This is a genomic window from Streptomyces sp. NPDC048191 (assembly GCF_040652655.1).
Classification (GTDB): Bacteria; Actinomycetota; Actinomycetes; order Streptomycetales; family Streptomycetaceae; genus Streptomyces.
Genome location: NZ_JBEZMO010000004.1, coordinates 252,447 through 265,699 on the forward strand (window position 1 = coordinate 252,447; position 13,253 = coordinate 265,699).

Sequence of the window (13,253 nt, forward strand, 5' to 3'; positions counted from 1 at the left end):
TCCGCGCCCCGGCCGCGCCCGGCCCGTGCCATTGGCCGGCGTCAGGGGCGGTACGCCGCCAGGCCGACGGTCGAGGTGACCTTGGCCGGGTGCCCCGTGCCGTTGGCCGGCAGGGTCACCGTGCCGGACGGGGTCCGTACCGCGAGGGTCTTGCCGTCGGGGGACCAGGCCGGCTCGGTGTAGTCGGTGGTGGCGTGCGGCGTGAGGTCCTTGATGTGGTTGCCGTGCATCAGGTCCTCGACGAGGACGTGGTCGTGACCGGCGACCGAGCGCACGAAGACGACCTCCTCCTCGTTCGGGGACAGAGCCGGCTGCGAGCCCTTGGTGAGCTTGCCGCCCTGCTGGCGCAGGTAGTCGTCACGGATGTAGACGGCGCCGGTGTCGACGTTGGCGTAGACCGAGGTGCCGTAGTGGCCGGCCGCGTTCGGCCAGACGTTGCCGGTCTGCGGCAGCGCGCCGCCCGGACCGGGGTCGCCGTACAGGGACAGCGTCTTGGGCGTGCCGTGGACGGCCTTGGCGGAGATGTACTTCAGCCGGGACACACCGCCCGCGCGTGCCGCGAAGATGAGGTTGTCCTTGGCGGGGATGTTGTACCGGGTGTCCTTCGCGGTCACCTGCCACGTCGGGTGGGACCAGTTCTGGTTGCCGGGGTTCTTGGCCACGACGACGCGCCCGCTGCCGTCGGGGTTGGCGATGTCCAGGTTGCCGGAGCCGTCCACGAAGGCGGCCTTCTTGCCGTCCGGGGACCAGGCGAGGTCCCGGACGTTCACCTTGAAGTCCACCTTGTGGCCGCCGATCAGCACGTACTTGGTGCCGTTGCTGACGGTCAGGGTGCCGTGCGAGGCGCTGGTGGCGGCCGAGGCGGCGCCGGAGGCGCCCAGCAGCGCCGTGCCGGTGACGGCTGCGGCCACGGCGATGGCGGCCGCGATGGTGCGGGTACGTGTGGTCATTCCGGTATTCCCCCAGGAACATGGACTGGTCAGGTCGTTCGCTGAAGCCGAGCTTGGCAGGTCCTGATCTTCGAATCGTCCGTTCAGCGTCACAGGGGCGTAACACGGGTTAAGGTCCACTTGATCGTTGAGTCGATCCTCGTGAAGTTCCTTGTGACCGAAGGACGTAGATGAGACGAAGATCTTTCCCGGGGCCCGCCGCAGTCCTCATATCCACCGCCGGGCTCGCCGCCGCGCTGCTGGGCACCGCCCCGGCCGGCGCCGCCACCGGCCGGCCGGTGATCACCCTCGACACTCCGGCACCCGTGGCGCTGCCGGCCGCGCCCGCCACGACGGACGTGCACTTCGACTTCCAGACCAAGACCAAGAACCTCCATGCGGACGACGCCACCCTGACCGTGGACGCCCGGGGCCTGTCGAAGATCGCCAAGGTGACCTTCTCGGACAACTGCACGGCCAAGGGCCTGGTGGCCACGTGCTCGGAGATGTTCGACTCCGACTCCTCTCCCACCACCCACATGGGCGCCATGTCCCGGCTGACCCTGACCCCGCTCAAGGGCGCCGCGCTCGGTGCCACGGGAACGTACAAGGTCACCGGCCGGTCCGGGCCCGCCGAGATCGTGGGCGGCACCGGCAGGGTCGAGGTGGGAGGCCCTTACTTCGGCCTCGACAAGCTCACCGACCACACCGGCCTCAAGGTCGGCAGCACCGTGAGCGAGCCGGTCCGGTTCACCAACGTGGGCAACCGCCCCGCCAAGGGTGTCCAGACGGTCCTCGCGACCTCACCGGGTCTCGACTTCGCCGACCACTACTCCAACTGCAAGTACGGGACCAACGGCACGATCCACTTCGCGGAGTGCTACCCCAAGGGCGCGATCAACCTCGCAGAGACGGCCGCCCTGGCCGCACCGGTGCGTCTGCGCGTGAACTCCGCCGCGCTGTACACATACCTCGACACGATGACCGGGCCGCTCGGGCAGCCGGGCTGGCCGGCCGGTCAGGGCATCAAGTGGACCTGGGGCAAGGGGTCCACGCTCAAGCTGAAGGTGGTCAAGGCGGGCCGGAAGTCCACGGTCCCGGCCGGCTCGGTCTCCCTGCCGGAGACGGGCAACGTCACCGACTACCGGATCACCTCCCTCCAGGCCCGCAACACGGCCGACTTCGGAGTCACCGGCGCGAGCGCGAAGGCGGGGCAGGGCAAGAACGCGACCTTCGCCTTCCACCTGTCCGCGAACGGCCCTGCCACCCTGTACGACCGCAGCGGCGGTGAGGGGGTGCCCACGGTCTGGGTGACACTCCCGACCGGTACGACCGCCGTCGGCCACTCGGCCAACTGCAGGCCGTGGCAGGACAACAACCCGACGGCGGCGGCCCACGGTCCGTACGTCTGCGACCCGCCGGGCTTCGTCCTTCCCAAGGGGCAGATGACCGACTTCAGCCTGACTCTCCGGGCCGACGACGTGGTCACCCATGCCAAGGGCGGGGTCCAGCTGGTCTGGGGCCCGGACCCGGACCACTCCCGCCGGCCGGCTTTCGACCCGAACAGCCACAACGACACCGCGACCCTCACGCTGAACTGAGCCGCGGCGGTCGTACGCCGATGCCGGGCAGCCCAGGCCCGGCATCGGCGGGCGCCTGCGTCAGAGCACGGCGCCCAACCGGTCCAGCTCGCCCGCGATCGCATCCCGCACCGCGTCGTGCTGCGGACCGAGCCCGAACCGCTCGTCCCGCCACCGGTCCGGCGGATACAGCCACACGGGCTTCCCCACCAGCTCGGGCGCCTCCCACTCGAACCGAGGCCAGACGTGGGCGTGCAGGAACGGGTCCGTGTTGCCGAGGATCTCCAGGTTCACCCGGCGGAAGGCGGGGTCCAGACGTCGGCAGGCCCGTTCCACGGCCTCGCCGAGCCGGTCCATGTCGGACAGGAACGCCAGCCGCTTCGCCCTCGGCAGGTCGGACAGCCGCTGCACACCGGGCTCGTCCACCAGGAGCACCGAGTAGCCCGGCAAGAACTGCACGTCGCCGATCACCGCGAAGCCCGCCTCGAGCCGTCGCAGCACTGTCGGGTTCTCATCCCGCAGGGCGGCGCCCACCCGGTCCGTCCGCCAGTCGTCACTCATGGCCCCAACCTATGCCGGTGCGTTGGGTGGACGACAACTCCGCCTCGTCGCCTCACCGCGACGACAGATCGATGGCCCGGTCGACGTCGTGCGGCCGGAGGACCCGCAGAATGCCTTCCAAGAGGTAGTAGTCCGCGTAGGGAAGGGAGATCTCGATGCCGTCCTCGGCGGGTCGATTGCGGGTGCAGCGGGCGACTATCGCCTCCGCGCGGGCGGATTTCGCGGTCAGGCAGGTCTCCGAGAGCGCGGTGAGGATCCTCAGGGCGACCTGTCGGTAATCGGGTCTGCCGGTCGCGGTGGCCAGGTCGAGCAGCCCGCACGCCATGACCGCGCCCGCCGAAGCGTCCTTGATGTCGTGGGGCGCCTGCGGCGCACGGTAGTCCCAGACGGGGACGTGATCCGGACTCAGCGCGCCGACCGCGAAGTCGGCGAGTTTGCGTGCCGTGGCCAGGAACTGCTGGTCGCCGGTCCGGCGGTACATCGTGGTGAACCCGTAGATGCCCCACGCCTGTCCGCGGGACCAGCACGAGGCCGGGCTGTAGCCCTGGACGGTGTTCGGTCCGATCGGTGCCCCGGTCGCGGGGTCGAAGTCGAAGACGTGCGGCGTCGAACCGTCCGCGCGGGGAAAGACCCGTTGTGCGGTCCTGGCATGCTCCACGGCGACGCGGAGGTACTTCTCGTCCCCCGTCTGCCGGCTGGCGAAGTCCAGCAGATCGAGGTTCATGATCGTGTCCATGATGGCCCGGCCGGCGTTGACCGGGTCGTCCAGCGCTCCCCATGCCCGGATGAAACGGCCGCGTGGGTTGTACCGCCGGATCAGCGAATCCGCTGCCTGAACGGCGCCCGCGCGCCATGTGTCGTCGCCCGTCAGCCGCCAGGCGGTGACCCAGGACGGATAGAAGAGGAAACCGAGGTCGTGGGTGGAGGTGTCGTGCTGACGCGGGGCGAGTTTCCGGGCGGAATCGAGAGCCAGCGTTCGGAACGTCTCGTCTCCGCTGTGGAGGTACGCCATCCACAGCGTGCCGGGCCAGAACCCACCGACCCAGTCACCGTTCTGGGAGAAGACCCACTTCTCGAACTTCGTGCCGACGGGGAAGGCGCTCACTCCCGGCGCGACGGCGCGCAACTTCTCCACCGCATAGTCGGCCGCCGTACCGAGCGTGCGTGCGACGGACGCCGTGCCCGGGGCGCCGGACCTCTCCGCAGCGTGTGCGGGCGAGGCGGCCGTGGCCGCGGCGCCGGCGGCCACGGTGAGCACAGTACGCCGGGACATGCTCATGGACGGGCCTCCAAGTAGGCAAGGCGGCAGGGGCGTTGAGCGAGTTTGGCACGGCAGGGGCCTGGGCGTACACCCACATGTGCAAGGTTCATGTACGTGAATTGGTTTATGGTCGGGCAGGTCGACCTCGATTCCGGTCCGAAAGGTGCACCGAGATGTCCCAGCCCGCCGTAGTCCCCGCCACGAGCATGCCGGGCGCCCCGGTCCTCGCCGAGGTCGTCCGTTCCGGCTTCGTCGAAGGGCGGCACCGGGGCAGCGTGGTGCTGCTCGCCGCCGACGGCTCGGTGCAGTGGTCGACCGGCGATGTGACGTCCCCCGTCTTTCCGCGTTCCGCCAACAAACCGATGCAGGCGGCGGGCGTGTTGCGGACCGGTCTCGACCTCGCCGGTGAGCGACTGGCCCTGGCGGCCGCGAGCCACTCCGGCGAGCCCTTCCATCGAGCGCTCGTCGGGGCGATGCTCGACGAGCACGGGCTGACGCCGGACCATCTGCGGTGCCCGCCGGCGCTCCCACTGGACATGGAGGAGCAGCAGGCCTACCTGGCGTCGGGCGGCCGGCCCGATCGCGTCGTCATGAACTGCTCCGGCAAGCACACGGCGATGCTGGCCGCCTCCGCGCTGCGGGGCTGGCCGCTGGACTCCTACCGTGACCCGGAGCATCCGCTGCAGCGGGTCATCCGCACGGCCGTGGAGGACGCGGCCGGTGAGCCGGTGGCCGCGGTGGGCGTGGACGGGTGCGGGGCGCCGCTGATGGCGATCAGCCTGACCGGGCTCGCCCGCGCCTTCCGTTCCTTCGTCCTCGCCGCACCCGGCACACCCGAGCGGCGTGTCGCCGACGCGATGCGCGCCCACCCGGAGTACGTCGCCGGCACCCGGCGTCACGACACCTGGCTGATGAGGGGGATACCGGGCGTCCTGTCCAAGGTGGGCGCCGAGGCCGTCCAGGCCGTCGCCCTGCCCGACGGCCGTTCCCTGGCCCTCAAGATCGACGACGGCGGGGTCCGGGCCCTCGGCCCGGTTCTGGCCCGCGCGTTGCGCCTGAGCGGCGTCACGGCACCGGTCGTCGAACGCATCGGGCGTACTCCGGTGCTGGGCGGGGGAGAGGAGGTGGGGGAGGTGCGGGCGGTTTTCTGAGGGTCTGTCACAATATGCTGACGTATAGTCAGTTTTCGGCACGGTGGGAAGTGCCGGAGGTCCTTGAGGGCATCAGGCCGGCCGACGCCTGTTGTCTGCCGTTCCATGAGCGTTCAACTGCCGATTCCTGTGCGTGCGGTGTGCCCTCCCTAGGGTCCTTGAGGCTTTCGAAAGAAGGGGCTCATGGGGCTCATGGACTCACTCCTCGCGATCCGGGCTCGCGGGATCACCAAGTGTTTCGGCGATGTCGTCGCACTCGACGGCATCGATCTGGATGTGACGCAAGGGCAGATCCACGGCCTGGTCGGACCGAACGGCGCCGGCAAGACGACACTCCTCGGGCTGCTGCTCGGGCTGGCCGTGGCCGACGGCGGCCGCCTCGAGATCCTCGGCACGCCGGTGGGCCGCACGTTCGCCGCACCCGATGGCGTCGCGGGGTTCGTGGACGGGCCGGGGCTCTACCCCTCGCTCACGGCCCGGCAGAATCTGGCCGCCCTGGCCGCTCTGCGCGGCCAGGACGCGCGGACGGCGGGGATCGACGACGTGCTCGACGAGGTCGGGCTGAGCGATGTCGCCGACGACCGCACCCGCGGTTTCTCCCTGGGTATGCGCCAACGGCTCGGTCTCGCCGCCGCCCTGCTCACCAAACCCCGGTTGCTCGTGCTCGACGAGCCGTCCAACGGCCTCGACCCGGCCGGCAAGAAGCACGTGCACGGCGTCCTGACCCGGCTCGCGCGGGAGGGAACCGGAGTCGTGCTGTCGAGCCACCGCATGGACGACCTCGAGGCCCTGTGCTCCGAGGTCACCATCCTCGCCACGGGGCGCGTCGTCTTCACCGGCCCGCTCGGGAAACTGGCCGCCGAGAACCGCGAACTCGACTACCGGCTGGTGGCCTCCGACCCGCAGTCCGCCCGTCGGCTCGCCGCCCGCACGCCGGGGATACGCGTGGTCGACGACGCGGCAGGCCGCGGGCGTACCGAGGTGCTTGTGGTCCGTGCGCTGGTGCCCGCCGTGGACGCACTGGTCGCGCGGCTCGTCCACGCGGGCGTCGCCCTGCGCGAACTCGCCCCTGTGGTGTCTCCGCTGGAGGCCGCGTACCTCGCCCTCACCGAACACCTCGGGCCGGGCCCCGACGGGGAGGACCCGGGGACCGGGCGGCAGGAATCCTCCGCTGAGCAACGGAAGTCCGGTGCCGTACACGAGGAGCCCGGCACGGGGTCGCAGAGGTTGGGTGCCGTACGCGAGGAGCCCGGCACGGGGTCGCAGAGGTTGGGCGCTGTGCGCGAGGGGTCTGGCGCGGGGTCGCGGATGTTGGGTGCCGTGGGCGAGGAGCCCGGCGCGGGGTCGCAGGAGCCCGGCACGGGGCGTCGGGAGTCCGGTGAGAGGCGTCAGGAAGTCGGAGATCCGCCGCAGCAGGCCGACGTTCAGCGGCAGGAGGCCGACCGATGACCGCGACCGCACCCCTCGCCCCGCCCGCCGCCACCGGAGCCGCAGCGCGCACCTCGGTTGCCCGGGGCTACCGCTTCGAAATGGTCAAGCTCGTCTCGCAGTGGCGGATCCGCCTGCTGGTGCTTGCCTGCTGGATCGCGCCGGCCCTCTTCGTCGCCGGAGTGAGCCGGCAGAGCACCCTGCCCGCCGACACCCTCTTCGGCCGGTGGATGCTCGCCACGGGCTGGGCCGGACCGCTGGTGATCCTCGGGTTCTCCGGCACGTGGGCGCTTCCGCTGCTGACGTCCGTGGTCGCCGGGGACGTGTTCGCCGCCGAGGACCGGCTCGGCACCTGGCGTCACCTGCTCGTCGCCGTCCGTTCGCCCCGTCGGATCTTCGCGGCGAAGGCACTGGCGAGTCTCACCGTGATCCTGCTGCTCGTGGTCGGGCTGGCGGCATCGAGCACGGTCGGCGGGCTCGTGGCGGTCGGCGACCAGCCGCTGGTCGGTCTCGACGGCCACCTGCTGACCCCGGGGGACGCGGCCGGCAAGGTGCTGCTCGCCTGGGCCTGCGTACTCGCCCCCACCCTGGCCCTCGCCGGGATCGGCCTGCTCGGGTCGGTCGTACTGGGGCGGTCCCCGATGGGGCTGCTGCTCCCGGCGGTCGTCGCGCTCGCGATGCAGCTCGCCCAGATGCTGCCGCTGCCCGTCACCGTACGCGTCGCCCTGCCCAGTTGGGCGTTCATCTCCTGGAACGGCCTGTTCACCAGCCCGGTACAGCTCGGCCCGCTCCTGATCGGCGTCGTCGTCAGTCTGGTGTGGGCCGTCACCGCGACCGCGCTGGCCTGTCTCCTCTTCCTGCGGCGCGACTTCACCAACCCGACCGACGACGGCTCGGGGCGTCGCGCGCTCACCGTCGGCCTGCTGCCGCTCGTGGGGCTGGTCGCCGTGACGGTCGCCGTCGTCGCGGCAGTGACGACCGCCCCGACGGACTCCGGGATCGAGCAGGCCAAGGTCCAGCGCTCGGTCGCCACGGAGTTCGCCCACCTCTACCGCATGCAGACCGCACAGCTCAACCGGCCCGCCGTCACCGAGGCTCAGCTGAAGGCCACGGCGGCCTGCACCAAGGGCAGCGTCAAGGACGACGCGGAGGGCCCCGGCAACGACTGGCGATGTGTCGTCTCCTGGCATCTGCCCGGCATCCAGGCCACGGGGACGGCCGTCTACCAGCTCGACATCACCACAGACGGGCGGTTCGTGGCCGACGGCGACGGACCGAAGGAAGTGAACGGCTACTTCCTGGTGCGGACTTCGACCGGAGACGCACCGAACCCACTTTGGCAGTTCGACGGCAACGTCGAACTTCTTCGCTCCTCGAAGGGATGACTCCATGCACGTAACCCGCAACCGCCGACCTGCCGAGCGGGAACTGCTCGGCAGACGGATCGGTCGCCGGAGCACCCTCACGGCCGGCGCCATCGCGGTCGTCCTCGCCGTCACCGCCGGCATCGGTTACGCCCAGACACGGCAGTTCGGCACCGACCAGGTCGGCCAGGTCACCGATCACGGCCAGGTCATCTCCAGCGACCAGTACATCGCCCCCTACGGCGACCGCCTGGTCATCAACAACGGCAAGATCATGTCGTCCGCGCCCAGCCCGGACGGCAGCCACCTCGCGGCCTCGGTCACCGACGGCGGCAGCGCGCTGGCCATCGTCGACGTCAAGAACTGGAAGGTGCAGCAGGTCGTCGGCACCGCCGCGTCGTCGACCCCGCGCCTGAGCAGCAACTCCGTGGGCCAGGAAGGCCCCACGTACTCGCCCGACGGCACGCAGCTGTGGCTGGGCCAGACCGACGGCTACACCAAGTTCACGGTCAACCCGGACGGCACCGTCGCCAACCCGACCCCGGTCACCATCCCGGCGGACGGAGCCAAGCACGCGCTGGTCGGCCAGGCGGTCTTCTCGTCCGACGGCTCGACCGTGTACTCCGCGGTCAACGGCCAGAACCGGGTGGTCGCCATCGACGCGGCCACCGGCGCCATCAAGCAGAGCTGGGCCGTGGGCAACGCGCCGCGCGACATGGTCGTGGTCGGCGACAAGCTCTACGTCAGCAACGAGGGTGGCCGTCCGGCCCGGCCCGGAGACACCACCATCAACTCGTACGGCACCCAGGTTCCGGCCGACCCGAAGACCGGTGCGACCACCACCGGCACGGTGAGCGTCATCGACCTGGCCAACCCGACGGCGGCCCCCGCGAGCATCGACGTCGGTCTGCACCCGACCGCCCTGTACGCCAAGGGCAGGGCGCTGTTCGTGACCAACACGGCCGGCAACAGCGTGTCGGTCGTCGACACCGCCAAGGACAAGGTCGTACAGACCATCGACACCCAGCCGTGGCCCGAGGCGTCGGTGGGTTACGAGCCCAACGCGGTGACGCTCACCGACGACGGCCGCCTGCTGGTGACGCTCGGCCGTGCCAACGCGGTCGCGGTGTACCGGTACAAGAGCCCGCTGGAGCCGGTGAGTTACGTCGGCCTGCTGCCCACGGACTACTTCCCCGCGGAGATCACGACCGTCGGCGACCAGGTGCTGGTCTCCAACACCCGTGGCATCGACGCCCGCCGCCCGAACAACCCCGTCGGGCACGGCACCCACGACACGACGTCGAGCCTGACGCGGTTCACCCTGCCGGACGACCGCACCATCAGGTCCGAGACGGTCAAGGTCTTCCAGCAGAACGGCTGGACCCCCGGCTCGGTCACACAGGCCAAGGGCAAGAGCCACGCCTGGCCGGTTCCGGTGCCGGCGCGGCTCGGGGACCCGTCGACGATCAAGCACGTGTTCATGATCGTCAAGGAGAACCGGACGTACGACCAGGTCTTCGGCGACGTGCCGGAGGGCAACGGCGACTCGTCGGTGACGCAGTTCGGCGAGAACGTGACGCCGAACCAGCACGCACTGGCCAAGCAGTTCGGGCTGTACGACAACACGTACGACATCGGCACGAACTCCGCCGAGGGCCACAACTGGCTGATGCAGGCCGACGACCCGGAGTACACCGAGTCCTCGGCCGGTGAGTACCAGCGCAGCTACGACACCGAGAACGACGCGCTCGGCCACCAGAGGTCGGGCTTCCTCTGGACCGGCGCGCAGGCGGCCGGCAAGAGCGTGCGGGACTTCGGCGAGTTCCAGTCGATCGAGAGCAAGCCGTCCGGCGCGACCTGGCAGAACCTGTACTGCGACGCCAAGAACATGGACGCGACCGGTCAGCCCACCGCCTACCCCATCCAGACCGGCTCGGCGATCCCGTCGCTCAACGCGGTGTCGGCGCCCGGCTTCCCGATGTTCGACCTCGACGTCCCGGACGTCTACAAGTACGAGATCTGGAAGCAGGACTTCGAGAAGAACGGGCCCGCGAACCTGAACATGTTCTGGCTCTCCAACGACCACACCGGTGGTCCGGCGAGCGCGCAGGCTCAGGTGGCGGACAACGACCTCGCGGTCGGCAGGATGGTCGACGAGATCTCGCACAGCAGGTACTGGAAGGACTCGGCGATCTTCGTCGTCGAGGACGACTCCCAGGCCGGCCTCGACCACGTCGACGGCCACCGTGCCCCGATCCAGGTCATCAGCCCCTGGGCCCAGCACGGCACCGTCGACAGCCACTACTACTCGCAGATCACGATGATCCGCACCATCGAGCAGATCCTCGGGATCCACCCGATGAACCAGAAGGACAGCGCGGCCACCCCGATGCGCGGGGCGTTCACCCAGCGCCCGGACGACACACCGTTCACGGCGGTGCCGAACCGGACCTCGCTGACCGACGGTCTGAAGACCCCGCCCTCCTGCGGTGTGGACACCCCGGCACCGCAGGACCCCAAGGCCGCGGCGGTCCCGGCGGCGAAGGTCCCGGCGGACATGCGGAAGCTCGCCGGCGAGTGGGACGCGTGGAAGTCCAAGCAGCACCTGACCGGCTCCCACGCCATACCCGACTTCGCCAACCCCGCCCAGATGAACCACTTCACGTGGTACCAGACGCACAACTGGAAGACGCCGTACCCCGGTGAGAAGAAGATCTACGCACCGAACGACGTCCCGGGTGCCTACATCCCGTCGTCGGAGTCCGACGGCTGACGCGGGCTGAACCCGTCGAGGACCCCTGACCGGCCGCACGGCCTGCCAGGGGTCCTCGCCGTCGGACGGGACTCGGCGAAGGGCGGTCAGGGGAGGATCGAGTCGATGTATCCGCCGTCGACCCGCAGGGCTCCGCCGGTGGTGGCGGAGGCCTGTTCGGAGCTGAGGTAGACCACCATGTGGGCGATCTCCGCCGGCTCGATGAGCCGCTGCAGCAGGGACTGGGGCCGGTTTGTGCGCATGAACGTGCGCTGGGCCTCTTCCCAGGGCAACTCCCGGTCGACCAGTTCGTACACGAAGTCCTCGACGCCGCCGGTGTGCGTGGGCCCCGCGATGACCGAGTTCACCGTCACCCCCGTGCCCGCCGCCTTCTTGGCGAAACCGCGGCTCACCGCCAGCAGCGCCGTCTTCGACATCCCGTAATGGATCATCTCCGCGGGGATGGCCACGGCCGAGTCGCTGGCCACGTTCTGCACCCGCCCCCAGCCGCGCTCGGTCATGCCCGGCAGATACAGCCGGGTCAGCCGTACGGCGGCGAGTACGTTCACCTCGAAGTAGCGCCGCCACTCCGCGTCGGAGATCTCCAAGGGGTCGGCGGTGCCGAAGACGCCCAGGTTGTTGACGAGGATGTCCACTTCGGGCAGCAGCTCCGCCACCCGGGCCGCACCTTCGTCACCGGAGACGTCGGCGGCCACCGGCACCAGCTCGGCCCCGGCCGCCTCCGCGGAAAGCGACGCGACGCTGTCGGCCACCCGCCGCTCGTCGCGGCCGTTGATCCCCACGCGGGCCCCGGCCCGGGCGAGGGCGACGGCGATGGCCGCACCGATGCCCTGCGTGGAGCCGGTGACAAGGGCGGTGCGTCCTGTCAGGTCGATGTGCATGGGCGGGCGTGTTCCCTTCGTAGGCGCATGGGTGCCATGGCCCGCCAGTGTGGCGGCCGCGCGTGCCGCACCGGCGAAGGACGCGAGCGGGGTAGGCCTTTCGGCGGTGCGCTTCCGACGCCGGACCGGGTGACCGTGCAGGTGCCGTGAGATCCGGAGCTGGGGTTCCGGCATAACCTGACAAAGACGTGTCCCACCGGTGAGGGAGGAAACATGTCGGTTTCCCGGGCGCACCAGGCGCAACCGGATCCCAGGAGACAGGAAGCGTTCGCGGCCGACATGCTCGACGTGCTCAACAAGGCGGCGCTGGCCCTGCTCACGAGCGTCGGGCACCAGTGCGGCCTGTTCGACACCCTGGCCGGCCTGCCCCCGTCGACCAGCGCCGAGCTGGCCAAGGCGGCCGACCTGGACGAACGGTATGTGCGGGAGTGGCTGGGCGGGATGGTCGTCGGGGGACTCGTCGAGTACGACCCGGCAGGGGACACCTATGTGCTGCCACCGGAGCACGCCGCGTCGCTGACCAGGGCCGCGGGACCGGACAACCTGGCGGCGATGATGCCCTACGTCGCGCTCATGGGCGAGGTCGAACAACAGGTCGTACAGTGCTTCCGGGACGGTGGGGGAGTGCCGTACTCGGCGTACCCCCGCTTCCAGGCACTGCGGGCCGAGGAGACCGCCCGGATCTACGACGCGGCGCTGGTGGATGTGATCGTGCCGCTGGCAACCGGGCTTCCCGAGCGCCTGCGGGCCGGCATCGACGTGCTCGACGTGGGTACGGGACAAGGTCACGCCCCGCTCGTGCTGGCGCGGGCGTTCCCCGCGAGCCGCTTCCACGGCCTGGACCAGTCGGAGGACGGTATCGCGGCCGCCAGGGCCGAGGCGGCCCGTGCCGGTCTGCGCAACCTGCGCTTCACCGTCGCCGACTCCACGCAGATCACGGGCGAGTACGACCTCGTCACGGCGTTCGATGTCATCCACGACCTGGCCCGGCCGGCCGAGACCCTCTCGGCGATCGCCGGCGCCCTGCGCACCGGGGGAACGTTCCTCATGGGCGACATCGCCGCCTCCAGCAGGCTGGAGCAGAACATCGGCCACCCCCTCGCGCCGGCGCTCTACAGCTTCTCCGTCTTCTACTGCATGACGACCTCGCTCAGCACGGGCGGAGCCAGTCTGGGCACGGTGTGGGGCCGCGAGACGGCCGTACGGATGCTTCGGGAGGCCGGGTTCGGCGGCGTCGACATCAAGTCCGTGGAGGACGACCCGATCAACGTGTATTACGTGGCCGCCAAGGGCTGACCAGCGGAGTCAAGTGAGTACCCAAAGGG

At 70.3% G+C, this 13,253-nt stretch carries 9 protein-coding genes and 1 pseudogene; 6 read left to right on the top strand and 4 right to left on the bottom strand.

Annotated elements, in window-relative coordinates; genetic code table 11:
- Positions 1-41: 41 nt before the first annotated feature.
- Entirely contained in the window at positions 42-950 is a 909-nt protein-coding gene (locus AB0D93_RS09780; protein WP_362115828.1) for a hypothetical protein, read from the bottom strand.
- A gap of 170 nt (positions 951-1,120) precedes the next feature.
- On the opposite strand from AB0D93_RS09780, the gene AB0D93_RS09785 reads away from it, so the two are divergent.
- Complete coding sequence (locus AB0D93_RS09785) at positions 1,121-2,530, top strand: hypothetical protein (protein WP_362115831.1); 1,410 nt, start codon at positions 1,121-1,123, stop codon at positions 2,528-2,530.
- A gap of 60 nt (positions 2,531-2,590) precedes the next feature.
- Here AB0D93_RS09785 and AB0D93_RS09790 read toward each other — a convergent pair whose 3' ends face one another.
- The gene (locus AB0D93_RS09790; protein ID WP_362115834.1) at positions 2,591-3,070 is read right to left on the bottom strand and encodes a diadenosine tetraphosphate hydrolase; all 480 of its coding nucleotides are present in this window, start codon (positions 3,068-3,070) and stop codon (positions 2,591-2,593) included.
- Positions 3,071-3,122: 52 nt separating this feature from the next.
- Positions 3,123-4,349, bottom strand: coding sequence for a glucuronyl hydrolase (locus tag AB0D93_RS09795; protein WP_362115837.1), 1,227 nt, complete (start codon positions 4,347-4,349; stop codon positions 3,123-3,125).
- A gap of 155 nt (positions 4,350-4,504) precedes the next feature.
- On the opposite strand from AB0D93_RS09795, the gene AB0D93_RS09800 reads away from it, so the two are divergent.
- The 4 genes and pseudogenes from AB0D93_RS09800 to AB0D93_RS09815 all read left to right on the top strand — a co-directional run bounded on the left by AB0D93_RS09800 (position 4,505) and on the right by AB0D93_RS09815 (position 11,047).
- The gene (locus AB0D93_RS09800; protein WP_362115839.1) at positions 4,505-5,482 is read left to right on the top strand and encodes an asparaginase; all 978 of its coding nucleotides are present in this window, start codon (positions 4,505-4,507) and stop codon (positions 5,480-5,482) included.
- 192 nt (positions 5,483-5,674) lie between these two features.
- Positions 5,675-6,595 (top strand): annotated as a pseudogene (locus AB0D93_RS09805) (ABC transporter ATP-binding protein); the annotation flags it as partial.
- A 332-nt stretch (positions 6,596-6,927) separates the two neighbouring features.
- Complete coding sequence (locus AB0D93_RS09810) at positions 6,928-8,295, top strand: ABC transporter permease (protein WP_362115842.1); 1,368 nt, start codon at positions 6,928-6,930, stop codon at positions 8,293-8,295.
- A 4-nt stretch (positions 8,296-8,299) separates the two neighbouring features.
- Positions 8,300-11,047 carry an alkaline phosphatase family protein gene (locus tag AB0D93_RS09815; RefSeq protein ID WP_362115845.1) on the top strand — a complete coding sequence of 916 codons (2,748 nt, stop codon included), beginning with the start codon at positions 8,300-8,302 and terminating at the stop codon, positions 11,045-11,047.
- Between the two features lie 86 nt (positions 11,048-11,133).
- Here the strand turns inward: AB0D93_RS09815 and AB0D93_RS09820 are convergent, their stop codons facing one another.
- Positions 11,134-11,928 carry an SDR family oxidoreductase gene (locus AB0D93_RS09820; RefSeq protein ID WP_362115848.1) on the bottom strand — a complete coding sequence of 265 codons (795 nt, stop codon included), beginning with the start codon at positions 11,926-11,928 and terminating at the stop codon, positions 11,134-11,136.
- 213 nt (positions 11,929-12,141) lie between these two features.
- Between AB0D93_RS09820 and AB0D93_RS09825 the strand changes: the two genes are divergently transcribed.
- Entirely contained in the window at positions 12,142-13,224 is a 1,083-nt protein-coding gene (locus AB0D93_RS09825) for a methyltransferase domain-containing protein (protein WP_362115851.1), read from the top strand.
- Positions 13,225-13,253 lie beyond the last annotated feature (29 nt).